Below are 25,917 nucleotides of genomic sequence, written 5' to 3' on the forward strand. Positions count from 1 at the left end.
TCCCGTGCCCGGTTCCGGACCGGTCGCTCCAGGCGCCCGACGGTCAGCCGCCGGACGTGTCCAGCTCCGCATCCTCGCTCACACCTGCACAGTCGTACGGATCCTTCAGCCAGCCGTCGGGCAGCACGACCCGGTTGTTCCCGGACGTACGCCCCCGGGGGCCGTCCGCGCCCACCGGCCACGGCTGGTCCAGTTCCAGCTCGCTCAACTGAGCGCTCAGCTCGTCCAGCGACGAGGTCACCGCGAGCTTCTTGCGCATCTCGGAGCCGACCGAGAAGCCCTTGAGGTACCACGCCACATGCTTACGGAAGTCGATCACGCCACGGGACTCGTCGCCGATCCACTCCCCCAGCAGCCGGGCGTGGCGCACCATGACGTCCGCGACCTCCCGCAGCGACGGCCGCGCGCCGCATCCCTCAGCGGCTCCGCCGCGGGCATCCGCCCCCTCGAAGGCGGCGACCAGATCACCGAACAGCCACGGCCGGCCCAGGCAGCCGCGCCCCACGACCACGCCGTCGCAGCCCGTCTCGCGCATCATCCGCAGCGCGTCGTCCGCCGACCAGATGTCGCCGTTGCCGAGCACCGGGATCTCGGGCACATGCTCCTTGAGGCGGGCGATGGCCTCCCAGTCCGCCGTGCCGCCGTAGTGCTGCGCCGCCGTGCGCCCATGGAGAGCGATCGCGGTGACACCCTCGTCGACCGCGATCCGCCCCGCGTCGAGGTAGGTGATGTGGTCGTCGTCGATGCCCTTGCGCATCTTCATCGTGACGGGCAGATCCCCGGCGTTGCCGACGGCCTCGTTGAGGATCGCCCGCAGCAGGTTCCGCTTGTAGGGGAGGGCCGAGCCGCCGCCCTTGCGGGTCACCTTCGGGACCGGGCAGCCGAAGTTGAGGTCGATGTGGTCGGCGAGGTTCTCGTCCACGATCATGCGGACGGCCTTGCCGACGGTCACCGGGTCCACTCCGTACAGCTGGATCGAGCGCGGCGTCTCGGTCTCGTCGAAGTGGATGAGCTGCATGGTCTTCTCGTTGCGCTCGACCAGCGCCCGCGTTGTGATCATCTCGCTGACGAACAGCCCCTTGCCGCCACTGGCTGTGCCCATCGGGGGGCGACCCCCGATGCCCCGCACGCCTTCGGCGAACTCGCGGCAGAGGGTGCGGAACGGCGCGTTCGTGATGCCGGCCATGGGCGCGAGCACCACCGGGGGCTGTACGGCGTGTGGGCCGATCTTGAGCATGGACGTCACGGACGTCGACGGGGCGAGCGTGGTCATTCGCCTATTGTCGCGCATTCCCTGGTTCATTAGTTAGGCGTACTATGTATGCATGCCTGTGTCCGAGCGCGAGCCCGAGCCGAGCCGCCGGCGACGACTCCTGATCCTGGCGATCTGCTGCATGAGCCTGCTGATCGTCAGTCTGGACAACACCGTCCTCAACGTCGCCCTGCCCTCCATACGCCAGGAGCTGGACGCCACGGTCGCCGGTATGCAGTGGACCATCGACGCCTACACCCTCGTCCTCGCCTCACTGCTGATACTCGCCGGATCCACCGCCGACCGGATCGGCCGCCGCAGAGTCTTCAAGACCGGGCTCGTCCTCTTCACGCTCGGCTCCGTCCTCTGCTCGCTCGCACCCAGCCTCGAATTGCTCGTCGCGTTCCGCATGGTCCAGGCGGTCGGCGGGTCGATGCTCAACCCGGTCGCCATGTCGATCATCACCAACACCTTCACCGACCCGCGCGAGCGCGCCCGCGCCATCGGCGCGTGGGGCGGCGTCGTCGGCATATCGATGGCCGCGGGACCGGTCGTGGGCGGTCTCCTCGTCGAGACGGTCGGCTGGCGCTCCATCTTCTGGATCAACGTCCCGGTCGGCCTCGCCGCCCTCCTCCTCACCTGGCGCTACGTCCCCGAGTCCCGCGCCCCGAAGCCGCGCCGCCCCGACCCGGTCGGCCAGCTCCTCGTCATCGCGCTCCTCGGCTCGGTCACGTACGCGATCATCGAGGCTCCCGCCGAAGGGCTCGGTGCCGTGCTCCCCTTCGCCGGGATCGCCGTGATCGCCCTCGCCGGACTGCTGCTGTACGAGCGCGGGCGCGACGAGCCCCTCATCGACATCCGGTTCTTCCGCTCGGCGCCGTTCAGCGGGGCGACCGTCATAGCGATCACCTCGTTCGCCGCGCTCAGCGGCTTCCTCTTCCTCAACACCCTCTATCTGCAGGACGTACGCGGACTGTCCGCGCTGCAGGCCGGCCTGTACATGCTGCCCATGGCCGCGCTCACCTTCGTCTGCGCGCCGCTGTCGGGCCGTCTCGTCGGCAGTCGCGGCCCACGGCTGCCGCTGATCGTCGCCGGGGTCTCCATGGCCGCGTGCGGACTGCTCTTCGCCGCGTTCGAGGCCGAGACGACCACGGCGCTCCTCTTCACCGGCTACGTCCTCTTCGGCCTCGGCTTCGGCATGGTCAACGCCCCCATCACCAACACCGCGGTCTCCGGAATGCCCCGCTCCCAGGCCGGTGTGGCCGCCGCGGTCGCCTCCACCAGCCGGCAGACCGGCGCCACCCTCGGTGTCGCGGTCATCGGCTCGGTCCTGGCGGCGGGCACGAGCGCCTCCGCCCATGCGACGGGCTTCGTCGAGGCGAGCCGCCCCGCGTGGTGGATCATCATGGGCTGCGGGCTGTCGGTGCTGCTGGTCGGACTTGCGACGAGCGGGAGTTGGGCGCGCGCCACCGCGGAGCGCACCGCACGGCAACTGGAGTCGGCGGCGGTGCGGATGCCGGCGGACAGCCGTATGTCCTGATTTCCGCGAACCGCGGATCACTGTCACACCGGGTCGCTACGCTGAGTGTTCATAACATCACGCGTGGCTGTCTGGCCCGTGCACGAGGGAGGGCGCATCATGACACTGATGCTTGAGCGACCGATGACCATAGAGATTCCCCACGGTTCACCGCTCTTCGAGGCGCTGTGCCAGACCTTGCTGACCATGGAGGTGCCCGACGGCTACCGGGCAGAGATCGTCGGGGGAAACATCGTCATGTCGCCGTGGTCCAGGGGCTTCTACCTGCCCATCATGGAATCCATTCAGGACCAGCTGAAGCCGCACCGGCGAAAGGGCCACACCATGTCCATGGCCCCCTTCCTGTTCACCTTTCCCGGGGAAGAGCGGGCCTACGGTCCCGACATCTACGCCGCCGCTTCGTCCGCCTTCCAGACCGACGCCCGGTGCATCGACGGCGAGGCCCTCTCCTTCGTCTGTGAGCTGACCTCCTCCTCGACCCGGCTCGTGGACTGGCAGGACAAGGCCCCGGTCTACGGCAAGTCGGGCGTGCCCGTGTATCTCCTGATCGACATGCAGGAGGAGACCGCCTCGGTGTTCTGGGGTCCGTCCTCGAAGGGTTACCTGTCACGCACCACGGTCGCGTTCGGAGGCAAGCTCGAGATTCCCGACCCGTTCGGCTGTGAGCTCGACACGTCGGCGTTCGCGGTGCCCGCCGAAGCCACCGACGTCTGACACCCCGGTCAGGCCGCCTCCGAGCGGTACTGGGCCATCAGGTCGAGCAGCCCCTTCGGCGCGTCCGGACGGAGGCAGATGGCGAGGTTCTCCGCGGACTCGGACGCGGCGGCCTCACCGCGCGGGAAGAGCGCCTGCTCGTATGCGGCCAGCGCCGTCTCGATGTCGCCCTGATGTACCGCGATGGCGGCCCCGAGCTCGGCGCCGTCGAGCATGGCGAGGTTCGCGCCCTCGCCGGCGAACGGGGACATCAGGTGGGCGGCGTCGCCGAGCAGCGTCACGCCGGGTGTGCGGGCCCAGCGGTGCCCGACCGGCAGGGCGTGGATCGGCCGCGGTACGAACGCGCCGTCGGCGTCGGCGATGAGCGCCCGCAACTGCTCGTCCCAGTCGGCGAAGTGCGCCAGCAGGCTCGTCTTCGCCGCGTCGGTGTCGGCGAAGTCGATGCCGCCGGACGTGCCTGTGGCGGAACCGGCCCACTCCACGGGCGTCTTCAGCGCGATGTAGACATGCAGCCCGCCGTCGGCGTCGCGGTGGGCGAGGAAGCCCTTCTCGTCGGCGAGCGCGAACATCGAGCCGGATCCGACGAGGGCGGCGCTGTCAGGGTGGCGGGTGTCGGCATCGACCAGGTGCACTTCGACGAAGGAGACGCCGGAGTACGCCGGGGTGGCGTCCGATACCAGCGGACGCACCTTCGACCAGGCACCGTCGGCGCCTATCAGCAGGTCGGTGGTGAACGTGCCGCCGTCGGCGAGCGTCACCTCGTGGCGCCCGTCGCCGAGCGGACGGGCGCCCGTGACCTTGGCGCCCCACTGGACCGTGTCGTCGGGCAGGGAGGCGAGCAGGATGTCGCGCAGTGCGCTCCGGTTCACCTCGGGCCGGTCGCCGTCGTCGCCGTCGTCGTCCCACCGGACGGTGGCGTCCTTGTCGAGGATGCGCAGGGCTTCGCCCCCGGGTTGGACGATCCCCCGGAACTGGTCGAAGAGGCCGGCGGCCCGCAGCGCGGCCTGGCCGGAATCCTCGTGGATGTCCAGCATGCCGCCCTGGGCGCGGGCGGTCGGCGAGGCGTCGAGGTCGTGGACGGCCGCGTCGATCCCGTTGACGTGCAGGACGCGGGCGAGCGTGAGGCCGCCGAGACCGGCGCCGATCACGGCAATCGGCTTGTGTGATGCCATGTCAATTACCCCCGGTTGCGATGTGCTCAGGACGGTCGGGATTCGGTGGTCTTGGGCCTGGGCGTGTGCAGCGTTCCGTTGATCAGCAGGTGGAAGCCCCAGGCCAGGCGGGCCTCACCGGTGCCGGAGAGCAGCTCGGTGCTCAGCGCGGCAACATGCGGGTGCGTCACGCCGGAAGCGCCCTCCAGTGCGGCGGCGAGCGCGTCGTGCTCGGCCTGGGCCCCGGCGTTCTGGTCGCGGGTGGCCTGCTCGGCCGCGGTCGCGGTGGCGAAGTGCAGCAGCAGGTCGACCGCCCATGCCGCCCGCTCGCCCGGGACACCGCCTTCGTCGAGCAGCGACAGCAGGGCCTCCAGCAGGTCCAGGAAGTGCTGCCCGGACGGACGGGCCACGAGGGCCGACCGGGCGAGGCCGGGGTGCTCGAACAGCACCTTCGTGTACGACGTGAGGACCTGGACGAGCCGGTCACGCCAGTCACCCGCGGCTCCGACCGGGCCGAGGTCGACCGCGGCGAGCATGTCGTCGAGGATCGCCGCGTGCAGCTCGGCGGTGTTGCGGACGTAGACGTACAGCGAGGCCGGCCCGGTGTCGAGCTCCTGCGCCAGGCGACGCATCGTGACCCGCTCCAGCCCTTCGGCGCGCATGAGCCCGACCGCGGTCGCGATGATGCCGGCCCTGGTCAGGGCAGGCTTCGCCGGCCGTTCCCGACGGCTCCGTGGTGCGTCGTCGTGTGCTGTCATGCCTCCACAGTAACGAACGCGTTCGTCACGAACAAGCTCGGCACGAACATGTTCGCCAGCTCTGGATTGCGCGCTCCGGGTCGCGCGTACGGGGAAAGCCGAAGGGCTCGGACCAAAGCCGAAGGGCCCGGACCACATGAAGTGATCCGGGCCCATCGTTCGACGAGTGAGCGTCAGCTCTGCGCGTCGGCACCGCCTTCGGTGGCCGGCTGCGGCTGCTCGGCCTCATCAGCCTGATCGGCCTGCTTGCCCTGCGCGCGCTCGCGCATCTTGCGCAGCAGCTCCTGCTTCTGGTCGGCGGTCGCCTTGCGGTCGGCGTTGCGCGCCGGACCGTTGCCCTGCTGGTCGGCGCGGGACAGCTTCTTCCGCTGTCCGCCCACGCCGAGGAGGTTGTTACGGCTCTTGGCCACGGGGTTCTCCCATCGTGGTGAGAAGTGGTCCTGATGTCAGCTGGTGGGGGCGGGACGGAGCCGCCGCACTCTCACTCGTAGATCTGGAAGAAGGAGAACATGGGCCGACGGTACCCGGCCCCGAGCCCGGCGGGCATCCGGATTTCCGTCGTGTCGAGGGCGCACCCGTGCATGCGCCGAAGCGGCGGCGGTGGGCCGGCCCGTCAGCCCGTTCAGTCCGTCCGGTCCCGCGCCGGGTCGACCGTCGCCTGGTGCGCCTCCGCGAGATGCTCCTCGGCCTTGAGCCACGGCAGGAACTGCGTGCCCTTGCGCCAGCCGCAGGTGTCGCAGGTCAACGCGCGCTGTATGCCGGACTTCTTGACGTGCACGACATGTTCGCGGCCGTGCTGATCCCATCTGCTGACCTTGCTGGTGGTCATGGACGGCATCGTTCCTCCTGGTGACGAATGCGCCCAGTGTGCAGCAGGAGCAACATCAACAGCACTACCTTGTCGCGCTGTTCTCCCGTGCGTCGCCCGCCGGGCACTCAGCCGCCGCGTTCCAGGAAGCGCAGCACCGCGAGCACCCTGCGGTGTTCGGCCTCGGCGCGCGGCAGATCGAGTTTGCTGAGGATGCTGTTGATGTGTTTGGCGACGGCGCTCTCGCTGACGACGAGGCGGCCGGCACTTCCCCCTCGCGTTCCGTTAGCCGTTCGAGCGGATCGCTCTGCGCCGCCGCACCAGAAGCTGCGCGACGACCTGCGGGTCCAGGGCGGTTCCGCCGTCGGCGACCCGTCGCGGCACGTCGATGAACTCCTCCACATCGGCGACGCGTTGTTTGAGGAGATAGCCGATGCCGCTGGTGCCGGCGGCGATCAGCTCGGCGGCGTAGCGCTCCTCCACATTCGGAGCTGGCGCAGGCGGTGGCGTGGGCGGTGTGTGCGGAGTTGCCGCTCGCGGCTGTGTGCGCGGCTCTGGCGATACGGGGGTGCGGGCGTGGGCACGCGGGCGTGGACACGCGGGCGTGGGCACGCGGGTGTGGGCACGCGGGTGTGGGCACGAAAAGGCCGGCCGGGCTGCGGGCCCGGCCGGCCTCTGACGGGGCTCGCGTCAGCAGCCGATGAGGCGGGTCGCGAGGTAGCCCTGGATCTGGTCCAGGGAGACGCGCTCCTGCTTCATGGTGTCGCGCTCGCGCACGGTGACCGCGTTGTCGTCGAGGGTGTCGAAGTCGACGGTGACGCAGTACGGGGTGCCGATCTCGTCCTGACGGCGGTAGCGGCGGCCGATGGCACCGGCGTCGTCGAACTCGATGTTCCAGTTCTGCCGGAGGTCGGCGGCGAGGCCCTTGGCCTTCGGGGAGAGCTGCGGGTTGCGGGACAGCGGCAGCACGGCGACCTTGACCGGCGCGATGCGCGGGTCGAGGCGCATCACGGTGCGCTTCTCCATGACGCCCTTGGCGTTCGGCGCCTCGTCCTCGTTGTAGGCGTCGAGCATGAACGCCAGCATCGTGCGGCCGACACCGGCGGCGGGCTCGATGACGTACGGGGTCCAGCGCTCGCCGGCTTCCTGGTCGAAGTACGACAGGTCCTGGCCGGAGGCCTTGGAGTGGGCGTTCAGGTCGTAGTCGGTGCGGTTGGCGACGCCCTCGAGCTCGCCCCACTCGCTGCCGCCGAACTGGAAGCGGTACTCGATGTCGGCGGTGCGCTTCGAGTAGTGGGAGAGCTTCTCGGCCGGGTGCTCGTACCAGCGCATGTTCTCCTCACGGAGACCCAGGCCGGTGTACCAGTTCCAGCGCTGCTCCATCCAGTACTCGTGCCACTTCTCGTCCTCGCCGGGCTTGACGAAGAACTCCATCTCCATCTGCTCGAACTCGCGGGTGCGGAAGATGAAGTTGCCCGGCGTGATCTCGTTGCGGAAGGACTTGCCGACCTGGGCGATACCGAAGGGCGGCTTACGGCGCGAGGTCTGCTGGACCTGGGCGAAGTTGGTGAAGATGCCCTGGGCGGTCTCGGGCCGCAGGTAGGCGACGGAGCCGGAGTCCTGCGTGGGGCCGAGGTGGGTCGAGAGCAGACCCGAGAACTGCTTGGGCTCGGTGAACTGGCCCTTGTTGCCGCAGTTGGGGCAGTTGATGTCGGCGAGGCCGTTCGCCGGGGTGCGGCCGTGCTTCTCCTCGTACGCCTCCTCCAGGTGGTCGGCGCGGAAGCGCTTGTGACAGGAGGTGCACTCGGTGAGCGGGTCGGTGAAGGTCGCGACGTGACCGGAGGCCTCCCAGACCTCGCTGGCAAGGATCACCGACGAGTCGAGACCGACGACGTCCTCACGCGAGGTGACCATGTAGCGCCACCACTGGCGCTTGATGTTCTCCTTGAGCTCGACACCCAGCGGCCCGTAGTCCCAGGCGGCACGCTGGCCACCGTAGATCTCGCTGCACGGGTAGACGAACCCACGGCGCTTGCTCAGGTTGACGATCGTGTCGATCTTGTCGGCGGCCACGGTGCTCTCTTCATTACGACGACGAAGTGCGAATGCTTCAGATTACCGGCGCCCACACCCCCGGTATCAAATCGGTCCGCCCCTGTGCTCGCGGAAGCGCAGATGGGGGGCCACCTGCCGGGATATCCGCTCGTGGATCTCGGCCCCGGACCGGTACCAGTCGGGGTGATAGGTGATCGAGGCACCGCTCTCGCCGTAGAGCGTGCAGGTCCCGGAGTCGTCCGCGGAGAGGCCCGCGACAGCGTGCCAGGGGATCGTGATCGCCCCGGTAGGCCACCACCGGGTCACGCCTTCATCGCCGATGAACAGGCGGGATCGCCACGGCGCCGGTCCGCGCAGCCTGGGCCGGTACTCGTCGGCGGTGGTGAGCAGCCCGGCGGGGCGCGGAGGCAGGGGGGTGAAGGGCGCCGCCGGGTCGGGCTCGCAGTGGTGGGGCATGCCGAGCACTACGGAGCCGGGGTAGTCGGCGAAGGCGGCGCGGACGGTGTCCGTGGTCAGGATGTGGAGGGCGTCGCGCAGGGCGGCCCGGTCACGGGCGTCGAATCCGGCGAGGTGGTCGCTTGCGGCAGCATCGACGAGGTCCTCGGTCATGGTGGGGTCGCCGAGGGCGGTGAGGGCCTTCGCGCGGACGGTATCGACTTCCCGGGCGGTGGGGCCCTGCTCGGCGAGGTCGCGCAGGATGGTGTCGAGCGCGGCGGCGGCCCGGGGTGCGCCGGGTGCGTCCGTTTCGGCGGTGACGAGGGCGATGCTGCGCCCGTCGCCGGTGGGGTGTGCGTCCCAGGCGAGGTCGCCCACGCTGCCGTCGGCGGTTCCTTCGTGCTGTTCGACGCGGCTCAGGGCGATGAGCAGGCCGTACACGGGTTCCGTGGTGGCCATGTGGAAGGAGAGCCCGACGGTGTTCCCGGCCCCGCACGGCCGCTCGTACCAGGTGCCGCCGACGTAGAGGGCGGGCACCTGGCGTGAACGGGTGTTGCGAGGGCCGTCGGGGAGGGACAGGCGCAGCCCCTGGGGCGGCCGGCCGGTGAGGGAGAGTGCCGCGTTGCCTCGGACGAAGTAGCGGGCCGTCCAATCGCGTACGTCGTCGGCCGTGAGGTTTCCGAGGCAGGGGTCGAAGGCCTCTCTGCCGTAACCGCGGAACCCGTATCGGGCGTGGTGGTGCTCGACGAGCATTTCGGGCCAGGTGCTGTCGAGCTGGGACTGGAGGCGACGGGCCGTGCGGGGCAGGACGTCGACGGGCGGGTCGGTGAGGGCGTGGCACACGGCGGTGAGGGTCTCCGCGACGTCCTCGGGTACGCCCTCGGCCCAGAAGTCGGTCTGGCGGAGGCTGGTTCCGCAGTCCCATGCGGCACGTAGGTCGAGGGAGGAGAGCGCGGAGGCGACAAGCTCCTGGAGGAGTTGGGTGACGCCCCGCCGGGCGAGCGTCTCGTCGGCGGCGCCCACATGGAAGGCGAGCCGGGCGGTGAGGGGGCCCGGGGCTTCGTCCCAGAATGCGGGTATGCCGTCGATCTCGGTGCGCTGCATGGCGGCACTGTACGGGGCTGATCACCAAAGATCGCGCAGGGGGATTGCGAGGTCACGGTTTACCGGCCCTCGGGTCCCAGGGCGCAGATTTTATTGACAATCGTTTCCAGTTTTGTTGAAAATGACTGTCATGAACGTACGACGCCTCATACCCGCCACCGCCGTCGCCGGAGCTGCCGCGCTGTCCGTCGTGACCCTCTCCGCATGCTCGGGGTCCTCCGGTGCCGCGGCTCGCGACACGAGCGACGGCAAGCTGGATGTGGTGGCGTCCTTCTACCCCATGCAGTATCTCGCCGAGCAGATCGGCGGCGACCATGTCGAGGTCACCACGCTCACCAAGCCGGGCGTCGAGCCGCATGACCTGGAGCTGAAGCCCAGGCAGGCGTCGGAGCTCCGCCGGGCCGACTACATCCTCTACCTCAAGGGCGTCCAGCCCGCCGTCGATGACGCGATCGCAGAGGCAGGCGTCGAGAACACGGTGGACGCCGCCACCCTCACGAAGCTCGAGAACCACGGCGCCGAGGTCGGCCACGACCACGGCCACGAGGGCGAGACCCCCGAGGAGCACGCCGAGCACGAGGGCGAGACCCCCGACGAGCATGCCGAGCACGAGGGCGAGGGCGAGGAGAGCGGCGCCGGAGACCCGCACATCTGGCTGGACCCGGTGAAGTACGCCGAGGTCGCCAAGGGCGTCGGCGCCTCGCTGGAGAAGGCCGACCCGGCCCACGCCGCGGACTACAAGAAGAACACCGACGCGCTGGTCACCAAGCTGGGCGGTCTCAACACAAAGTTCGCGCAGGGCCTGAAGAACACCGACACCAAGACCTTCATCACCACCCACTCCGCGTTCGGCTACCTCGCCGAGCGCTACGGCCTGGAGCAGGAGGGCATCGCCGGACTCGACCCGGAGAACGAGCCGAGCCCGGCCCGCGTCAAGGAACTCCAGACCGTAGCGAAGCAGGACAAGGTCACCACCGTCTTCTTCGAGACGCTCGCCAGCGACAAGACCGCGAAGACCCTCGCCAAGGACACGGGCCTGAAGACGGACGTCCTGGACCCGCTGGAGGGAATCACGGACCAGTCCAAGGGCGATGACTACATCGAGGTCATGGAGTCCAACCTCGCCGCGCTGCAGAAGGCTCTCGGCGCGAAGTGACCGCAGCATCGGAGGCGCAGTCCATGGAACCCGTCATATCCGTCCGTGGGGCCAGGGCCACGCTCGGCTCACGCCAGGTACTGCGTGGCGTCGACCTCACCGTGCACCACGGTGAGGTCGTCGCGCTGCTCGGCGCCAACGGCTCGGGCAAGTCGACGGCCGTACGGTCGTTGATCGGCCAGGTGCCGCTCACCGACGGCACCGTCCGCCTCTTCGGCACCGAACTCCGCCGCTTCCGCGAGTGGTCGCGCGTCGGGTACGTACCGCAGCGCACGACCGCGACGAGCGGCGTTCCCGCGACGGTCCGCGAGGTCGTCTCGTCCGGGCGGCTGTCCCGTACGAAGCTGCGGTGGCCGTCCCGGCAGGACCGCGCGGCCGTGGAGCGCGCGATCGAGCTGGTGGGGCTCGCGGACCGGGCGAAGGACTCGGTGAGCGCGCTGTCCGGCGGACAGCACCAGCGTGTGCTGATCGCCCGGGCGCTGGCCGCCGACCCCGAACTGCTGATCATGGACGAGCCGATGGCGGGAGTGGACCTCGCCAGCCAGGAGATTCTCGCCGGGACGCTGCGCGAGCAGGTCGCGGCCGGGACGACCGTGCTGCTGGTGCTGCACGAGCTGGGTCCGCTGGAGCCGCTGATCAACCGCGCTGTGGTGCTGCGCGACGGCTGCGTCGTCCACGACGGTCCGCCGCCGGAGGCCGTCGGCCAGCACGCACTGCCCGGACACGACCACGTACATCCGCATGCGGCCGACGAGCCGCTCCGCACGGGACTGCTCACCTGATCATGGAACTCCTCCAGGACCCCTTCATGCAGCGGGCGCTGCTGGCCGCCGTGCTGGTCGGCATCACCGCGCCTGCCGTCGGCATTCATCTGGTGCAGCGCCGGCAGGCGCTGCTGGGCGACGGCATCGGCCATGTCGCGATGACCGGCGTCGGCCTCGGTTTCCTGCTCTCCAGCAACCCCATCTGGATGGCGACGCTCGTCGCGGTCGTCGGCTCGGTCGCGATGGAGCTGATCCGGGCATACGGGCGTACGCGCGGCGACATCGCGCTGGCGATGCTCTTCTACGGCGGTATGGCGGGCGGCGTCATGCTGATGAACCTCAGCGGCACCGGGTCGAACGCCAAGCTCACCTCTTATCTCTTCGGCTCGCTGTCCACGGTCTCCGACGAGGACGTCACGGCGATCTGCCTGCTCGCGGGCTTCGTGCTGCTGGTGACGGTCGGGCTGCGGCGGCAGCTGTTCGCGATCAGCCAGGACGAGGAGTTCGCCCGGGTCACGGGTCTTCCGGTACGGGCGCTGAATCTGCTCGTCGCCGTGACCGCCGCGGTGACGGTGACGGTCGCGATGCGCGTGGTCGGCCTGCTGCTGGTCAGCGCGCTGATGGTGGTGCCGGTGGCCGCGGCGCAGCAGATCACCCGGTCGTTCGCGCTGACGTTCGTCGTGGCCGTCGCGATCGGCGTCGCGGTCACGCTTTCGGGCACGGTCGCCACGTACTACCAGGACGTGCCGCCGGGCGCGACGATCGTGCTGCTGGCGATCGCGATATTCGTGCTGCTGACGGTGCTGGCGGCGCCGCTGGCCAGACGGCGTGCGAAGGCCCTGGACGCGGTGGCGGCGGAGTGCGATCTTGATGTTCCGGCCACCCGCCGCCCGGCCGACGACGTCAACGTCTGACCGGGCCCCGAGTCCCGCCTGGCAGAATGGCCCGACGAGGAGCGGGCGGAACGTAAGGAGGCACCTGTGGCGACTGCTGGACCCCCCGTACGCGGCCGGTCGACGCGGCAGCGGGCCGCGGTGGCGGCCGCGCTGGACGAGGTGGACGAGTTCCGCAGTGCGCAGGAGCTGCACGACATGCTCAAGCACCGCGGTGATTCCGTCGGCCTGACCACCGTGTACCGGACGTTGCAGTCCCTCGCCGACGCCGGCGAGGTGGATGTGCTGCGCACCAGCGAGGGTGAGGCGGTGTACCGGCGCTGTGCGTCCGGTGAGCACCACCACCATCTGGTGTGCCGGATGTGCGGCAAAGCGGTCGAGGTCGAGGGCCCGGCCGTGGAGCAGTGGGCGGAGACGATCGCGGCGCAGCACGGCTATGTGAACGTGGCGCACACCGTGGAGATCTTCGGTACGTGCGCGGAGTGCGCGCAGAAGTGACCCGAGGTACGTGAAGGGGCCCGCACCGGACGCCGGTGCGGGCCCCTTTCGCGTACGTCAGATTTCGCGTACGTCAGACGCGGGTGGTGTGCCGGTCCAGGATGTCCCGCAGGCGGTCGGCGTCACCCGGCGTGCTCAGCCCCTGCTTGGGCAGGACCTCCAGACACATGATGCTGGGGTCCCGGCTGAGGAGGACGAAATGGCCGGGCGTCTCCCGGTAGCCCTGGAGGACGGACCACTTCTGGATCAGCGTGCTGTGGTCGGTGCTGCAGGTGATCCCGGCCGCGGACACGGTGGCGCGGTACTCGCCCTGCCATCCGACGATCTTCTGTACATGGGCGGCTTGTATCCGCGGATAGCCCCACACGAACAGGACGAAGAACAGGAACACAGCGGTGGTGAACGGTTGGATGCTCCCCCGGCCCACGGTGGACAGCAGCCAGAACACTGCCCACAGCGCGAGGAACGCGCCCCGCAGCCACAGCCCGGTCCGCTTGATCCGCTCGCGGACCCGCAGCCCGGCCAGTGTGTCGGCGGGCTGGGGCCGGTAGACCAGCTCCACCTGCTCATCGCTCGCGCCGTGGGCCCCGTGCCCGCCACGCTCGTCGCTCAAGCCCTGTGCTTCGGTCACGGCCCTCCCCTGTCCTGGACGAGCCGTGATCGTAGCGGGCGGGTCAGACAGCCGGGTCCTTGCCCTGCATCGCGAGGATCTCCTCGTTCGGGATCGCGCCGCCGAACCGCCGGTCGCGCTGCGCGTACTCCAGGCAGGCCCGCCACAGGTCGCGGCGGTCGAAGTCGGGCCACAGCACGTCCTGGAAGACCATCTCGGCGTAAGCGCTCTGCCAGATCAGGTAGTTGGAGGTGCGCTGCTCGCCGCTCGGGCGGAGGAAGAGATCGACGTCCGGCATGTCCGGGTAGTACAGGTACTTCTGGAGGGTCTTCTCGTTGACCTTCGACGGGTCGAGCCTGCCCGCCTTCACGTCCGCCGCCAGCGCCTGTGCCGCGTCCGCGATCTCCGCGCGCCCGCCGTAGTTCATGCAGAAGTACAGCGTGAGCCTGTCGTTGTCCTTGGTCTGCTCCTGCGCGATCTGGAGTTCCTTGGCCACCGACTTCCACAGCTTGGGCATCCGGCCCACCCAGCGCACCCGGATGCCGAGTTCGTCGAGCTGGTCGCGGGTCTTGCGGATGAAGTCGCGGTTGAAGTTCATGAGGAAGCGCACTTCGTCCGGGGAGCGCTTCCAGTTCTCGGTGGAGAAGGCGTACAGGGAGATGTTCCCGACGCCCATCTCGATCGCACCCTGCAGTACGTCCAGTACGCGCTCGGCGCCGACCTTGTGTCCCTCCGTGCGCGGCAGGCCGCGTTCCTTGGCCCAGCGACCGTTGCCGTCCATCACGATCGCCACATGCTCCGGCACGAGCTCACCGGGGATCTTCGGCGGGCGGCCCCCCGACGGGTGCGGCTCGGGGACCTTGTACTCGCGGCGGGAACGTCCCAGGATTCCGCGTCGTGCCATGGGGGTCACACTCTCCTAGCTTTCGCTTCCCTAGCTTTTCTCTACGTACCGCAGTGAGCGCAGTCCGCGCTCCAGGTGCCAGTGCAGATAGGCGGACACGAGTCCGCTGCCCTCCCTCACGTGGCGCGCCTCGCACGCTTCCGCCGTGTCCCAGTCGCCCGTCAGCAACGCGCTGAGCAGTCCGACGGCCTCAGCAGAGGGTACGACGCTGCCGGGCACCCGGCAGTCGGCGCATATGACTCCGCCTGCCGCGACCGAGAAGAACCGGTTCGGGCCGTGGATACCGCATTTCGCACAGTCCTCGAAGCTGGGCGCGTAGCCATTGACGGCGAGGGAGCGCAGCAGGAACGCGTCGAGGATGAGGTGCGGCGGGTGCTCGCCGTGCGAGAGGGAACGCAGCCCGCCGACGAGCAGCAGATACTGCTGCACGGCAGGCTCGCCCTCATGGTCGGTGAACCGTTCCGCCGTCTCCAGCATGGCGGTGCCCGCGGTGTACCGGGCGTAGTCGGTGACGATCCCGCTGCCGTACGGAGCGATCGTCTCGCTCTGCGTGCAGAGCGGCAGTCCGCGCCCGACCAGTTCACTGCCCCGCGCGAAGAACTGCACGTCCACGTGCGAGAACGGTTCGAGGCGCGCCCCGAACTTCGACTTGGTGCGGCGCACTCCGCGGGCGACGGCACGGATGCGCCCGTGACCGCGGGTGAGGATCGTGATGATCCGGTCCGCCTCACCCAGCTTCTGGGTGCGCAGCACGATGCCGTCGTCGCGGAACAGGCTCATGGAGCCATTCTCCCGTACGGGCAGGGGGGTGCTGAGCGAGGGTCGTCAATCCTGCGGAGCTGGGCTCGCGCGGCTGCGGCGGAGCAGGCGTGGATCGACTTCCGCCGGGAGAAGGTCGGCCGGCCTCGCGGCCGACGCCACCTCCGACCACGTGGCGAGATTCCCCGGCCGACTGGTTTCAGGGAGCAATCGAGTGAAGCTCTGCACGGCCGGATTGTGCGGGAGAGGCGACGGGACTACTCATCGTGCCCTAGGCATTACACCAGGTGATCGGAGGGGCAATGATGCATATCGCCATGCCGGCCGTGCTTACCGCGACCGGCCTTCGGACCCGCCACCGCAGGCGGAGCGGCATCCCGGGCCAGTCGGTCGGGAGCGACATGAGTCGTCCTATGCGGCGCGGTAGGCGGTGGATGACGAGCATCGCGCTGTGCGCCGCGTTCGCGGGCCTGTCCGTGCCTTCCGGTGCGGGCGCGGCCGAGGCGAGCGGTGCGGATCCGGCGGTGCTGGTCGCGGATGCCTCGCTGTACGCCTGGGGTGAGAACAGCGACAGTCAGCTGGGTCTCGGCGACACCACCGACCGCGAGAGCCCGGTGCAGGTGGGTACGGTCACGACCTGGACGTCCGCCGCCGCCGGGGCCGAGCACTCCTGCGGGACGCGCGCGGACGGCACGCTGTGGTGCTGGGGTGAGAACAACGCCGGCCAGCTGGGCATGGGCGACACCACCGACCGCACCAGCCCGGTGCAGGTGGGGTCCGCGACCACCTGGGCGTCCGTGACGGCGGGCGAGGCCCATACATGCGCCACCCGCACCAACGGCACGGTGTGGTGCTGGGGGGACAACTTCAGCGGTCAACTCGGCCTCGGCGACCGGACGGACCGCACCAGCCCGGTCCAGGTGGGCTCGGTCAGCACGTGGACTGTGCTGACCTCGGGCAGCAACCACACCTGCGCGACCCGCAGCAACGACACCCTGTGGTGCTGGGGCAACAACCAGGCCGGGGAGCTGGGCCTGGGCGACAACGACATTCGCGAGGAGCCCACACAGGTGGGCACCGACACCAACTGGGACGTCCCGAGCGGCGGCGACCGGCACACCTGCGTCACCCGGACGTCGGGGGCGCTGTGGTGCTGGGGCGGCAACAGCTTCGGCCAGCTCGGCGTCGGGGACACCGAGACCCGCAACAGCCCGATCCAGGTCGGCACCGACACCGACTGGGCGGTGGTCTCGGCGGGCTTCTGGCACACCTGCGCGACCCGCACCGACGACACCCTGTGGTGCTGGGGCGACGGCTTCTTCGGCGAGCTGGGGCAGGGCAACAACGACGACAGCAGCGACCCCCTGCAGGTGGGGTCCGAAACGGACTGGTCTTCCCCCACCACCGGTTACGGGCACACCTGCGCGATGCGCACCGGCGGTGCGGTGTACTGCTGGGGCAACAACAGTGGCGGCCAACTGGGCCTGGGTGACGACGACGACCGGAACAGCCCGGCGCTGATCGACAACCTGACGGCCGGGGCGGTGGGCTCCGGCCCGGCCTCCGAGCACACCTTCGCCCTGGTGTAGCGGCCGTCGGTGCGTGGCGAGTCGCAACACCGCGGTCCCTGCGGCCCGGCACCGGCCCGCGGCCCTTCGCCTTCGGGCGGCAGGGCCGCGGGCGCCGGTGCGCGGGCGCCGATGAGGGCTGTCCGGCGCTGGTCGGTCGCCGTCCTGGCGTGCCTGGCGCTCCTCGATCCGGCGGCGATGCCGCGTGCCCTGGCCGCCTTCTCCCGTATCACCACCACGACCGCACACTGGTCCGCCGCCGCGAACTTCTCGGCCAGTCCGCTGTACGCCTGGGGCGACAACGCCAGCAGTCAGCTCGGCCTCGGCGACACCACCAACCGCACCAGCCCGGTCCAGGTGGGCACCGCCACCACCTGGTCCAAGGCGGCCACGGGTGCCGGCCACAGCTGCGCGACCCGCACCAACGGCACCCTGTGGTGCTGGGGTCTCAACGACGTCGGTCAGCTCGGACTCGGCGACACGACGACCCGCACCACTCCGGTGCAGGTGGGGACGGTCACGACCTGGGCGTCCGTCACCGCGGGCAGTAGATACACCTGTGCCATCCGCACCAACGGCACCATCTGGTGCTGGGGGCTCAACTTCAGCGGTCAACTCGGCCTCGGCGACCGGACGAACCGGACCAGTCCCGTCCAGGTGGGCACGGTCACCACATGGTCCAAGGTCGTGGCGGGCGGCGACCACACCTGCGCCACCCGCACCGACGGCACCCTGTGGTGCTGGGGGGACAGCACCTTCGGTCAACTGGGCCAGGGGAACACCATGCGTCGCACCAGCCCTACCCAGGTGGGCACCCTCACCACGTGGTCGGTCCCCACCACGGGCAATGCGCACACCTGCGCCACCCGCACCGACGGCACCCTGTGGTGCTGGGGCAACAACACCTTCGGCCGGCTCGGCCTCGGCGACACCACGCAGCGCACCAGCCCGGTCCAGGTGGGCACCGCCACCACCTGGTCGGCGCCCGCCGCGGGCGGCTCGCACACCTGCGCGACCCGCACCACGGGGACGCTGTGGTGCTGGGGCGACAACGTCTCCGGCCAGCTCGGCCTCGGCGACACCACCCAGCGCACCAGCCCCGTCCAGGTGGGCACCGCGACCGACTGGGCGTCCCTCACCGCGGGCCTCGAGCACACCTGCGCGGGCCGGACCGGCCGCTCGGTGTGGTGCTGGGGCGGCAACTCCTCGGGGCAGCTGGGCCTCGGTAACACCACCAACCAGACCTCCCCCACCCAGGTTTCCGGTTTCGCCGCCCGTCCGGTGGTCACCGGGCCGAACGCCAGGCAGACGTTCGCCCTCGGCTGATGCCCTCGCGCCACGCGGCGCGCTCGCCGCCGGCCCTGTCCTCCATCTCCCGGTGGGCGGGCGGCACATCACGCCGCCACATGGGTGAACCCGCGCGAATCAAGAGGGCAAGGAAACCCATTCGTACCTACAGATATCGCAAAAATCAACACATATAGGGCACTCTCCCCATAAGGCCGTCTACACGGGAGCTGTGAGAATGAAGCTGTCCTGGAAAGCCGTGGTGGCACACGTCCTGCCCGTGCCGCTCGGCCTGGTCCTCAGCGGCGTCGTCATCTGGCGAGCCAGCGACGCGGCCTTCTCCGCGACGACGAGCAACAGCGGCAACACGTGGACCGCGGGCACGCTGGGCCTGACCAACGACAGTGGCGGCACCGCCATGTTCACCATCTCGGACATGAAGCCCGGCGACAGCGGCAGCAGGTGCATCGCCATCACGGCTGCCTCCGGCCTGCCCACCAACGTCAAGCTCTACGGCGCGACCTCCAACCCGCCCGGCAACGACATCAGCGCCTACATCAACCTCACCATCGAACGGGGAACCGGCGGCTCCTTCTCCAGCTGCACCGGCTTCACCTCCGCCGAAACCCCCTTCAACAACACCCTCGCCAACTTCACCACCACGCACACCAACTACGCCAACGGTCTGGGTCCCTGGTCCTACACCCCGCCGGAGACCAGGACCTTCCGCTTCACCTGGACGTTCAGCTCCAGCGCCCCGGACTCCACCCAGGGCGGCTCCACCCCCAATGTGACCTTCACCTGGGAAGCCCAGAACTCCTGAGCCTCTGGTGCACGCCCGGACGACGACACCGACGACACCCGGCCTGATCCAGCAGGCGCACCCAAGGCGCTCCTGGATCAGGCTGGCCACGCTCACGGCCGCACGCACCGCGCTGTGGGGACTGATCGGGCTGCTCCTGTGGTCCCAGCTTCCCGCTCTCCTGCCCGGCTGGCAGGCCACCGTCGTCCTCGGCGGCTCCATGCGGCCGAGCATCATGCCCGGGGACGCGGTCCTCCATCAGCGTCTGCCCGTCCAGAAGCTGAAACGTGGCCAGGTCGTCCTCGTTCGCGATCCGGCACGCCCGTCCCAGCTGCTCACCCACCGCGTGCACAAGAAGCTGCCCAACGGCAACCTGATCACCCGGGGAGACGCCAACGCCTCACCCGACTCCACACCCGTGCGACCCGTCCACTACCTCGGTCTCGGGCGCCTGCTCGTCCCCTGGATCGGCCTGCCCTATCTGTGGTGGCGGGAACAGCGGTACTCGGTGCTCGCCGCCGCAGCCGTGTCCTTCGCCGTCCTCGCACGCGCCGGAACCATAAGGATCTGACCCTGACGGGTCCGTGCGGGCCGACGGCTTACGGCACTTCGCCGCGGCTGCGGGCGTTCGCGTGCGCCGTCGCCGCGCGGAGGCGCTCCGTCGCGGTGGCGATGCGCAGCGCCTCGGGGACGCAGTCCCATTCGCGGCCACCGCCGATCGGCCTGAGCTGTGCGTACGGCCCCACGTACGCCATGACTCTCCCCACCCGGCCGGTGCTCGTGTCCATCACGTACGACCCCACGGCCGGTGCGCTCATCGGTCCGTCGCCTCTCCCGGCAGCGCGGCGGCCATGCGCCGCGCGGTCTCGACGGTGCACCGGCCCAGCTCGACCAGGACCCTCGGGTCCCCGCCGGCGCAGGAAACCGGGTCCAGTCGCAGCGACGGCAGGATCACTCCGGCGCGGGCGAGCGCATCCCGCAATTCGGCCACTGCCGCCTCGGCGTCTTCGAGTCGGTCCAATTTCTCCACGGCTCTCCTTCCTCGTCCCCCGGTACTTTTCTCTCTTCCCATCTCGAGTGTGAAGACACAGACCTAGAATCGACAGACATACGCGCGCTACAACTGCACGGCAGCACAAAGGAGTTAATCCATGGCCAACGCAGGTAAGGGGCGGGGGGCCGGGTCACGGCAGGCGGCCTGGGAGTTCTTCGGGCAGGAGCTCAAGGCCAGACGCGAGGTGGCGGGGCTGACGCAGGGGGAACTGGGGCACCGGGTATTCGTATCCGGGGGCTACATCGGCCAATTCGAACAGGCCATTCGGAAGCCGCAGCTGGATGTGGCGGTGCGGCTTGATGAGGTATTACAAACCGATGGCTTTTTCGAGCGGATGTGGCGGAAGCTGATCGACAGCTCGCCGTACACGGAGTACTTCGCGTACGTGGCGGAGCTCGAACGGCTGGCGACGAAGATCTGCGAATACGCACCAGCGGTGGTGCCGGGCCTGCTCCAGACCGCCGAGTACGCCCGCGCGGTGTACGTGGCGAGCAACCCCGTCGCCACCGAGGAGTACATCGAGGAGATGGTCCGGGTACGCATGGACCGTGCCCCGATTCTCAAGGACGCTACACGGCCGGTGTATTGGTCGATCCTCCACGAGGCCGTGTTACGCATCCCGGTGGGAGGCCCGGCCGTGATGGCTCGGCAGTTGGACCACATCGCGGCGATGGCGCATGAGCGCAAGATGCTGGTGCAGGTGGTGCCGTTCTCGGCCGGGGCACACCCGCAGATGGGCAAGATGATGACGCTCATGGAGTTCGAGGATGCCCCGCCAACTGTCTATACAGAGGGGGTGCTTTCGGGGAATCTGCTGGACGATCCGGCCGTAGTGAAGCGAGCCGAGGCGGATTACGATCTGCTCAGGGGCGTCGCGCTGTCGCCGGAGGCGTCCCTAGCCCTGATCGAATCGGTGGCGGAGGACTACAGACGATGCGCAAGTACGACCTGAGCACCGCCCGTTGGCGCAAGAGCACGTACAGCGGCGGCTCCGGCGGTGAGTCGTGCGTCGAGGTGGCGTACGACTTCCCGGGCGCCGCCCCTTGGCGCAAGAGCACATACAGCAACGGCGAGGGCGGAGAGTGCGTCGAAGTCCTCGACGACATCCCCGGCGTCGTCCCCGTCCGGGACAGCAAGGTCCCCGCCGGTCCCGTCCTCCTCGTACCCGCCGCCGCCTGGGCCGCCTTCGTGGACGGCGTGGTCAAGGGCTGACAGAAGTCCGGCCCCGGGCCGGGTGGCCCGGGACCGGGAGCGTCAGGCGGCGAGCTTGCCCTTCCCGCTCGCCAACGGCCATTCGCGGTGGAGGCTGCCCAGCGGGATGCGCTTCTGGAAGATCGGCGTTCCGAAGATGGAGAGCTGGAGCTGGAGGTTTCCGCTCAGGTCGAAGCCGCCGTGGACGGCCCAGGAGCCGGTCACGCTCGCGCTACCGTCCGTCGACGCGGTGGCAGTGACCTCGCCCTCGCCGCGGACGTAGGGGGCGAAGTCGGCGGCGAGGCCGACCATGCCGTACAGACCGACGGACGCCTCGGCGCCCAAGGCGGCCTTCGCGCGGCCCGCGGCGGTGACGGTCGCCGTCACCGGGGTGCCCTTCACCTCCGAGGTGGAGACCGGGGTCCAGCCCTTGCCGAGCGCGTAGCTGCCGCCGACGCGGAAGTCTCCCTTGACGCTCTGCTGGACGTCGAGGGTGATGCGGCCGTCGGCCTCGATCTGGAGGTAGCAGGTCAGGTCGAGGTTGACGACGACGGGCACCGGGCCGACCTGGATCACCGGGTCGGCGTGGAGCTTGGCGAAGGGGATGCGCTGGGTGGCCTTCGCGGATGCGCGGCCCTTGAGGGCCCACTGCGCGCTCCAGTCGCCGCTCATGCCGAGGAACGCGCCGCCGGGACCGGGCTTGCCCGCCTGGCCGTCGGCGCTGCCGTCGTAGGAGAACTCCACCTGCGGTGCCAGCTGGACGTAGCCGGAAACGGATGCGGCGGCGGACACGGGTGCGTCCTCGGGTGTGGCCAGGGCCGCGCCGACGTCGAGGCGCAGGCTGCCGAGGGGGAGCTTCGCCCCGCTGGGGCCGAAGGTGGCGCCGCCGGTCTTGGCCCAGGAGAGCTTGACGCCCTTGACGAGGGGCTCGACGTCGAAGGTCGAGGGGTCGACGGGGACTTCGCCGTCGGCCTTGTCGTCGGCGAGGAGCCTGCTGAGGGTGGCGGGCTTGGTGGTGACCTCGGTGCCCTTGTCCGTGGTGCCGACGACCTCGGTGACCTCGGCCAGCAGTCCGTCGGGGGCGCCGGGCGCAGGCGCGCTGGCGATGACGTCGCCGGTCTTGACGGGAGCGGCGTCCGCCGACGGGTCGGCGGTGGGCTTCGCGGTGGTGGGCGCGGCCGACGGGCTCTCGCTCTTGCGCGGGGCGGATATGACGGCACGTCGGGTGCGCTTGTCGTAGGCGGCGACCTTCAGCGCGCTCTTCTTCGCGCTCGTGCCCTTGCCCGACGGCCGGGCCACGGCCGTCGGGGCGGCCGCGCCCTGCGGTGCCGCTTCGACGTCGAGCTGTTCGCTGCCGTCGGTCTGTGCGGCCGTGGCAGCGGCGGGGGTGGGCCCGGCCGCGGGGTCGGCGGCGTGGTCGGGGGTGGCCGAGCATCCGCTCGCGGCGAGCGCGAGCGAGGTCAGCGCGGGAACCAGGAGTCTCCTGGTGAGCTTACGCACGGGGGTGTCCTCCGGCGATGAACGATGAGGGGGGTGGCAGCTGATGACTCGTCATTACTCGCGAGTAAGCAGCGTCGGAATCATGTCACGCGAACACCCGTCCGTCACATTGACGTGCAGTCAACACCCAGGTGAGCGGGGATGGTTGAGCCCTTGATCAACAGCTGAGCTTGCGCCGTACCTCGGCTTCGCGGACGTGGTCGCCCAGTTCGCCGTAGACGGTCGCCGCGCGGCGGTACTCCGCGTCGGCGCCCGGCTCGTCGCCCTGCGCGAGCAGGTTGTCGCCGATCGCCTCCGTGGCGCCCGCGATGCCCATGCCGTAGCCGATGCGGGCGAACACGGCCAGCGCGGCGCGGTGATGCTCGACGCCGGGCCCGTACGCACCGCGACACTCCTCCAGGTGACCCAGCTCGCACAGCGTCCAGCCCTCCCCCACCGGCCGGTCGTTCCGGCGGTACATGGCGAGCGCCGAGCCCAGATAACGCTCGGCGGGAACGAAGTTGCCGGCCTGGACATAGGCAGCGCCGAGATGTCGTTCGGCGTCCGCGAGGTACGCGGGGCTGCCGCTGCGACGGGCGAGGGCGGTGACCGCCGTCTCCAGGCAGTCGATCGCCTCGTCGGGCCGACGGCGGCGCAGATGGAGGGCACCGAGGCTGCTCAGGACCTCCGCCTCGCCCATCTCATGGCCCATTTCCCGGTAGCCGTCCACGGCTGTCCGGAACTCCCGCAGCGCCTCGTCATAGCGCCCGGCGCGGCCGAGGGCGTCACCGAGCAGCCGACGGGTCTTGATCTGTTCGGCGCGGGTGGCGGAGCGCTGCTGCACGGCGACCGACATCCGCAGATGGTCCACGGCCTGGCCCAGCCGTCCCTCGTGCAGATACGCGGCGCCCAGGCCGCGCAGCGCGTGCGCCGCCCAGGCCTGCTCGCCCGCCCGGCGGGCCACGTCGAGGATCGTGGCCCACATGGCGAGGCGCGGGAGCTGGCTCGGCTGGTCCCACAGCCATCGGTCGGCGGCCATCGCGAGCTGGTAGCCGGAGCGGTGGAGGCCTTCGCGCACTGCCGCGCGTACGAGAAGGGAGATCGTGGCCTGCTCGGCGCCGCCCCAGGCATGGCCGCCGTGCTGCTCGGCGTCCTCGGTGTACGCGGTGAGGATCCGTTCGAGGGCGGCGCGGCGGTCGGCCGGGGCGGTGTCGCGTTCGAGCCGCTCGGCGGCGAACAGGCGGATGAGGTCGTGGAGTCGGTAACGGTCCGGGCCGACGGGCTGGACGAGCTGGGCGTCGGCGAGGCGTTCAAGTCCCGCCAGGGCGGCGGGCGGCGACCGGTCCGCGGACGCCGCGGCGACACGGGCGGTGAGGCGGGAGCCCGGGTATGCGCCCAGGCTGCGGAACAGTTGGCGGTCCTCGTCGCTGAGCGCGTCGTAGCCGGCTTCGAAACTCGCGCGGACGGCGAGGTCGCCGACCCGCAGCTCGTCGAGGCGGCCCCGCTCGTCGGCGAGGCGGCCGGCCAGTTCGGACACCGGCCAGGCGGGGCGCGAGCGCAGACGCGCGGCGGCGATGCGGACGGCGAGAGGCAGCAGTCCGCACGCGTGGACGACCATGCGCGCGGACTCGGGCTCCGCGGCGGTGCGGTCGGCTCCGGCGACGGCCGCGAGGAGGGCGAGCGCCTCGCGTTCGGTGAGGGCGCCGAGGGGGACCGTGGCTGCTTCGGGGAGATCGAGGAGCGCGTTGCGGCTGGTGATGAGGGCGAGACAGTACTCACCGCTCGGGAGCAGCGGACGCACCTGGGCCGCGCCGGCGGCATCGTCGAGGACCAGCAGGACGCGGCGGTCCGCGGTGCGGCTGCGCAGCCGCGCGGCGAGGGCGTCGGGCTCGCCCGACTGCTCCTCCTCGGGTGCGCCGAGGGCGGCGAGCAGGCGGGCCAGTACGGCGGCGGGCGCGGCGGGCTCGCCGCGGCCCGCGCCGAGGGCCGCGTACAGCTGGCCGTCGGGGTAGAGGGGGCGGAGCTCGTGGGCGAGGCGGACCGTGAGGGTGGACTTGCCGAGGCCGGGGGCGCCGGTGACGGCGATGGCCCGGTGGCCTTCGTGGACGAGACGGAGGAGGGTGCCGATGTCGTGGGTGCGGCCCGCGAAGTCGGTTATGGGGGCCGGGAGTTCGGCAGGGCCCGGGGCGCCGGGGGCCGGAGCGGCCGGTTCCCGCCCTGAGGGCGGTCCGTGGGCCCGTGACTGGTGCACGGCGAAGAGGGCCGTACCGGCGGCCAGGACGGCCACGAGCGGCCAGGCGAGCGGCACGAGCGGCTCCATGGCCGCGGGAAGGATGCCGCCGGTCGCCACGTTCACGGCAACCGCGAGCAGCACCGAGAGGAGAGCCGATCCCGTGGCCACAACGGCCGTCGCGCGAGTGCGCCGCACAGTGCCCCCGTCCCCCCGCCGACGTACGCGTGTGTCCATTGTGGCGCACCGGCACCTCAACCGCTTTCTGGCGAAGCCCGGTTGGAACCACGAGGACCCACGAGGACCCACGAGGACCCACGAGGACCCAGGGGAAGTCGGACACCTCGCATCGTGCATCTCGCAGTGCACCTCGTATCGTCCCTGTCATGACCACTGAACGCATCGCCCCTCCCGTGATCGCGAACGAACGCGAGATGCTCCGGGCCTATCTCGACTTCCACCGCGCCACGCTCGCCATGAAGTGCGACGGGCTGTCCGACGAGGAGCTGCGCAGGCAGTCGATGCCGCCGTCGACGCTGTCGCTGCTCGGTCTGGTGCGGCACATGGCGGAGGTGGAACGTACGTGGTTCCGCCGTGTGATCAACGGGGAGGACATCCCGCTGGTGTGGTCGGAGGAGGGCGACTACCAGGTCGCGTACGACGCGCGTACGGCGACGCGGTCGGAGGCGTTCGAGACCTGGCGGACCGAGATCGATCACGCCCGCCGGATCGAGGCAGAGGCGGAGTCACTGGACGTCACCGGGTACCAGCCGAGGTGGGGCGAGGACGTGTCGCTGCGGCTGGTGATGCTGCACCTGATCCACGAGTACGCCCGGCACAACGGGCACGCCGACTTCCTGCGCGAGGGGATCGACGGGACCGTCGGCGCCTGACCGCCGGGGAGT

At 70.3% G+C, this 25,917-nt stretch carries 27 protein-coding genes and 1 pseudogene; 13 read left to right on the forward strand and 15 right to left on the reverse strand.

The annotated features are described in order from the left end of the window. Window positions 1-43 precede the first annotated feature (43 nt). Window positions 44-1,273 (reverse strand): tRNA dihydrouridine synthase DusB, encoded by a 1,230-nt coding sequence (gene dusB, locus AC0699_RS08525; RefSeq protein WP_478657322.1) that lies wholly within the window; start codon window positions 1,271-1,273, stop codon window positions 44-46. Window positions 1,274-1,325: 52 nt separating this feature from the next. Between dusB and AC0699_RS08530 the strand changes: the two genes are divergently transcribed. Then, window positions 1,326-2,792, forward strand: coding sequence for an MFS transporter (locus AC0699_RS08530; RefSeq protein WP_478657324.1), 1,467 nt, complete (start codon window positions 1,326-1,328; stop codon window positions 2,790-2,792). Between the two features lie 99 nt (window positions 2,793-2,891). Beyond that, a complete protein-coding gene (locus tag AC0699_RS08535) occupies window positions 2,892-3,506 on the forward strand; it encodes a Uma2 family endonuclease (protein WP_478657326.1) in 615 nt (204 codons plus the stop codon). Window positions 3,507-3,514: 8 nt separating this feature from the next. Here AC0699_RS08535 and AC0699_RS08540 read toward each other — a convergent pair whose 3' ends face one another. The 7 genes and pseudogenes from AC0699_RS08540 to AC0699_RS08570 all read right to left on the reverse strand — a co-directional run bounded on the left by AC0699_RS08540 (window position 3,515) and on the right by AC0699_RS08570 (window position 9,817). Continuing rightward, a complete protein-coding gene (locus AC0699_RS08540) occupies window positions 3,515-4,678 on the reverse strand; it encodes an FAD-dependent oxidoreductase (RefSeq protein ID WP_478657328.1) in 1,164 nt (387 codons plus the stop codon). Window positions 4,679-4,704: 26 nt separating this feature from the next. Next, on the reverse strand, window positions 4,705-5,415 hold the full coding sequence (locus AC0699_RS08545; RefSeq protein ID WP_478657330.1) for a TetR/AcrR family transcriptional regulator: 711 nt from the start codon (window positions 5,413-5,415) through the stop codon (window positions 4,705-4,707). 173 nt (window positions 5,416-5,588) lie between these two features. Continuing rightward, the gene (locus AC0699_RS08550; RefSeq protein ID WP_478657332.1) at window positions 5,589-5,825 is read right to left on the reverse strand and encodes a DUF6243 family protein; all 237 of its coding nucleotides are present in this window, start codon (window positions 5,823-5,825) and stop codon (window positions 5,589-5,591) included. Window positions 5,826-6,037: 212 nt separating this feature from the next. Continuing rightward, window positions 6,038-6,253 (reverse strand): hypothetical protein, encoded by a 216-nt coding sequence (locus AC0699_RS08555; RefSeq protein ID WP_478657334.1) that lies wholly within the window; start codon window positions 6,251-6,253, stop codon window positions 6,038-6,040. Between the two features lie 98 nt (window positions 6,254-6,351). Then, window positions 6,352-6,706 (reverse strand): annotated as a pseudogene (locus AC0699_RS08560) (DNA-binding response regulator); the annotation flags it as partial. A gap of 207 nt (window positions 6,707-6,913) precedes the next feature. Beyond that, window positions 6,914-8,296: a glycine--tRNA ligase gene (locus AC0699_RS08565; RefSeq protein WP_469768724.1), complete on the reverse strand. Its 1,383-nt coding sequence runs from the start codon at window positions 8,294-8,296 to the stop codon at window positions 6,914-6,916. Window positions 8,297-8,362: 66 nt separating this feature from the next. After that, the gene (locus tag AC0699_RS08570; RefSeq protein ID WP_478657336.1) at window positions 8,363-9,817 is read right to left on the reverse strand and encodes a peptidase M16 family protein; all 1,455 of its coding nucleotides are present in this window, start codon (window positions 9,815-9,817) and stop codon (window positions 8,363-8,365) included. A gap of 130 nt (window positions 9,818-9,947) precedes the next feature. Here AC0699_RS08570 and AC0699_RS08575 point away from each other — a divergent pair, with 130 nt between their 5' ends. The 4 genes from AC0699_RS08575 to AC0699_RS08590 all read left to right on the forward strand — a co-directional run bounded on the left by AC0699_RS08575 (window position 9,948) and on the right by AC0699_RS08590 (window position 13,128). Next, window positions 9,948-10,973, forward strand: coding sequence for a metal ABC transporter substrate-binding protein (locus AC0699_RS08575; RefSeq protein WP_478657337.1), 1,026 nt, complete (start codon window positions 9,948-9,950; stop codon window positions 10,971-10,973). A 23-nt stretch (window positions 10,974-10,996) separates the two neighbouring features. Further along, entirely contained in the window at window positions 10,997-11,755 is a 759-nt protein-coding gene (locus AC0699_RS08580; RefSeq protein ID WP_478657339.1) for a metal ABC transporter ATP-binding protein, read from the forward strand. Window positions 11,756-11,757: 2 nt separating this feature from the next. After that, on the forward strand, window positions 11,758-12,651 hold the full coding sequence (locus AC0699_RS08585) for a metal ABC transporter permease (RefSeq protein ID WP_478657341.1): 894 nt from the start codon (window positions 11,758-11,760) through the stop codon (window positions 12,649-12,651). Window positions 12,652-12,717: 66 nt separating this feature from the next. Then, window positions 12,718-13,128 (forward strand): Fur family transcriptional regulator, encoded by a 411-nt coding sequence (locus AC0699_RS08590; protein WP_453668320.1) that lies wholly within the window; start codon window positions 12,718-12,720, stop codon window positions 13,126-13,128. Between the two features lie 73 nt (window positions 13,129-13,201). Here the strand turns inward: AC0699_RS08590 and AC0699_RS08595 are convergent, their stop codons facing one another. Genes AC0699_RS08595 through recO form a run of 3 tightly spaced genes read right to left on the reverse strand, consistent with a single transcriptional unit; the run spans window position 13,202 to window position 15,422 of the window. Next, window positions 13,202-13,759, reverse strand: coding sequence for a YcxB family protein (locus AC0699_RS08595; RefSeq protein WP_478657345.1), 558 nt, complete (start codon window positions 13,757-13,759; stop codon window positions 13,202-13,204). 43 nt (window positions 13,760-13,802) lie between these two features. Further along, window positions 13,803-14,642 carry an isoprenyl transferase gene (locus AC0699_RS08600; RefSeq protein WP_478657348.1) on the reverse strand — a complete coding sequence of 280 codons (840 nt, stop codon included), beginning with the start codon at window positions 14,640-14,642 and terminating at the stop codon, window positions 13,803-13,805. A 30-nt stretch (window positions 14,643-14,672) separates the two neighbouring features. Next, the gene (gene recO / locus AC0699_RS08605; protein ID WP_478657350.1) at window positions 14,673-15,422 is read right to left on the reverse strand and encodes a DNA repair protein RecO; all 750 of its coding nucleotides are present in this window, start codon (window positions 15,420-15,422) and stop codon (window positions 14,673-14,675) included. Window positions 15,423-15,835: 413 nt separating this feature from the next. Between recO and AC0699_RS08610 the strand changes: the two genes are divergently transcribed. The 4 genes from AC0699_RS08610 (at window position 15,836) to AC0699_RS08625 (ending at window position 19,629) form a co-directional block, all read left to right on the forward strand. Then, complete coding sequence (locus tag AC0699_RS08610) at window positions 15,836-16,990, forward strand: RCC1 domain-containing protein (RefSeq protein ID WP_478657353.1); 1,155 nt, start codon at window positions 15,836-15,838, stop codon at window positions 16,988-16,990. A gap of 111 nt (window positions 16,991-17,101) precedes the next feature. Continuing rightward, window positions 17,102-18,295, forward strand: a complete 1,194-nt coding sequence (locus AC0699_RS08615; RefSeq protein WP_478657356.1) for an RCC1 domain-containing protein — start codon at window positions 17,102-17,104, stop codon at window positions 18,293-18,295. Window positions 18,296-18,494: 199 nt separating this feature from the next. Further along, window positions 18,495-19,079 carry a hypothetical protein gene (locus tag AC0699_RS08620; RefSeq protein WP_478657358.1) on the forward strand — a complete coding sequence of 195 codons (585 nt, stop codon included), beginning with the start codon at window positions 18,495-18,497 and terminating at the stop codon, window positions 19,077-19,079. Window positions 19,080-19,086: 7 nt separating this feature from the next. Beyond that, the gene (locus AC0699_RS08625) at window positions 19,087-19,629 is read left to right on the forward strand and encodes a signal peptidase I (protein ID WP_478657359.1); all 543 of its coding nucleotides are present in this window, start codon (window positions 19,087-19,089) and stop codon (window positions 19,627-19,629) included. A gap of 28 nt (window positions 19,630-19,657) precedes the next feature. Here AC0699_RS08625 and AC0699_RS08630 read toward each other — a convergent pair whose 3' ends face one another. Continuing rightward, window positions 19,658-19,876, reverse strand: a complete 219-nt coding sequence (locus AC0699_RS08630) for a hypothetical protein (protein ID WP_478657362.1) — start codon at window positions 19,874-19,876, stop codon at window positions 19,658-19,660. Next, window positions 19,873-20,130, reverse strand: coding sequence for a hypothetical protein (locus tag AC0699_RS08635; protein ID WP_478657365.1), 258 nt, complete (start codon window positions 20,128-20,130; stop codon window positions 19,873-19,875). The genes AC0699_RS08630 and AC0699_RS08635 overlap by 4 nt, the downstream gene beginning before the upstream one ends. A 79-nt stretch (window positions 20,131-20,209) precedes the next feature. On the opposite strand from AC0699_RS08635, the gene AC0699_RS08640 reads away from it, so the two are divergent. Next, the gene (locus AC0699_RS08640; protein WP_478657367.1) at window positions 20,210-21,064 is read left to right on the forward strand and encodes a helix-turn-helix domain-containing protein; all 855 of its coding nucleotides are present in this window, start codon (window positions 20,210-20,212) and stop codon (window positions 21,062-21,064) included. Then, the gene (locus AC0699_RS08645; protein WP_478657370.1) at window positions 21,046-21,324 is read left to right on the forward strand and encodes a DUF397 domain-containing protein; all 279 of its coding nucleotides are present in this window, start codon (window positions 21,046-21,048) and stop codon (window positions 21,322-21,324) included. The genes AC0699_RS08640 and AC0699_RS08645 overlap by 19 nt, the downstream gene beginning before the upstream one ends. Window positions 21,325-21,366: 42 nt before the next feature. Here the strand turns inward: AC0699_RS08645 and AC0699_RS08650 are convergent, their stop codons facing one another. After that, on the reverse strand, window positions 21,367-22,803 hold the full coding sequence (locus AC0699_RS08650) for a hypothetical protein (RefSeq protein WP_478657373.1): 1,437 nt from the start codon (window positions 22,801-22,803) through the stop codon (window positions 21,367-21,369). A 157-nt stretch (window positions 22,804-22,960) separates the two neighbouring features. Next, window positions 22,961-25,210 (reverse strand): ATP-binding protein, encoded by a 2,250-nt coding sequence (locus AC0699_RS08655; RefSeq protein WP_478657376.1) that lies wholly within the window; start codon window positions 25,208-25,210, stop codon window positions 22,961-22,963. 188 nt (window positions 25,211-25,398) lie between these two features. Between AC0699_RS08655 and AC0699_RS08660 the strand changes: the two genes are divergently transcribed. Further along, on the forward strand, window positions 25,399-25,905 hold the full coding sequence (locus AC0699_RS08660; RefSeq protein ID WP_478657378.1) for a DinB family protein: 507 nt from the start codon (window positions 25,399-25,401) through the stop codon (window positions 25,903-25,905). The last annotated feature ends 12 nt before the right edge of the window (window positions 25,906-25,917 follow it).

The sequence above is a fragment of the Streptomyces sp. NPDC043870 genome (assembly GCF_056435785.1).

Bases quoted from the DNA above. Each gene is read 5' to 3' on its own strand.
- dusB (WP_478657322.1), bottom strand. From the start codon at position 1,273: ATGACCACGCTCGCCCCGTCGACGTCCGTGACGTCCATGCTCAAGATC.
- AC0699_RS08530 (WP_478657324.1), top strand. From the start codon at position 1,326: ATGCCTGTGTCCGAGCGCGAGCCCGAGCCGAGCCGCCGGCGACGACTC.
- AC0699_RS08535 (WP_478657326.1), top strand. From the start codon at position 2,892: ATGACACTGATGCTTGAGCGACCGATGACCATAGAGATTCCCCACGGT.
- AC0699_RS08540 (WP_478657328.1), bottom strand. From the start codon at position 4,678: ATGGCATCACACAAGCCGATTGCCGTGATCGGCGCCGGTCTCGGCGGC.
- AC0699_RS08545 (WP_478657330.1), bottom strand. From the start codon at position 5,415: ATGACAGCACACGACGACGCACCACGGAGCCGTCGGGAACGGCCGGCG.
- AC0699_RS08555 (WP_478657334.1), bottom strand. From the start codon at position 6,253: ATGCCGTCCATGACCACCAGCAAGGTCAGCAGATGGGATCAGCACGGC.
- AC0699_RS08570 (WP_478657336.1), bottom strand. From the start codon at position 9,817: ATGCAGCGCACCGAGATCGACGGCATACCCGCATTCTGGGACGAAGCC.
- AC0699_RS08575 (WP_478657337.1), top strand. From the start codon at position 9,948: ATGAACGTACGACGCCTCATACCCGCCACCGCCGTCGCCGGAGCTGCC.
- AC0699_RS08580 (WP_478657339.1), top strand. From the start codon at position 10,997: ATGGAACCCGTCATATCCGTCCGTGGGGCCAGGGCCACGCTCGGCTCA.
- AC0699_RS08585 (WP_478657341.1), top strand. From the start codon at position 11,758: ATGGAACTCCTCCAGGACCCCTTCATGCAGCGGGCGCTGCTGGCCGCC.
- AC0699_RS08600 (WP_478657348.1), bottom strand. From the start codon at position 14,642: ATGGCACGACGCGGAATCCTGGGACGTTCCCGCCGCGAGTACAAGGTC.
- recO (WP_478657350.1), bottom strand. From the start codon at position 15,422: ATGAGCCTGTTCCGCGACGACGGCATCGTGCTGCGCACCCAGAAGCTG.
- AC0699_RS08610 (WP_478657353.1), top strand. From the start codon at position 15,836: ATGACGAGCATCGCGCTGTGCGCCGCGTTCGCGGGCCTGTCCGTGCCT.
- AC0699_RS08615 (WP_478657356.1), top strand. From the start codon at position 17,102: ATGAGGGCTGTCCGGCGCTGGTCGGTCGCCGTCCTGGCGTGCCTGGCG.
- AC0699_RS08620 (WP_478657358.1), top strand. From the start codon at position 18,495: ATGAAGCTGTCCTGGAAAGCCGTGGTGGCACACGTCCTGCCCGTGCCG.
- AC0699_RS08630 (WP_478657362.1), bottom strand. From the start codon at position 19,876: ATGAGCGCACCGGCCGTGGGGTCGTACGTGATGGACACGAGCACCGGC.
- AC0699_RS08635 (WP_478657365.1), bottom strand. From the start codon at position 20,130: ATGGGAAGAGAGAAAAGTACCGGGGGACGAGGAAGGAGAGCCGTGGAG.
- AC0699_RS08640 (WP_478657367.1), top strand. From the start codon at position 20,210: ATGGCCAACGCAGGTAAGGGGCGGGGGGCCGGGTCACGGCAGGCGGCC.
- AC0699_RS08645 (WP_478657370.1), top strand. From the start codon at position 21,046: ATGCGCAAGTACGACCTGAGCACCGCCCGTTGGCGCAAGAGCACGTAC.
- AC0699_RS08660 (WP_478657378.1), top strand. From the start codon at position 25,399: ATGACCACTGAACGCATCGCCCCTCCCGTGATCGCGAACGAACGCGAG.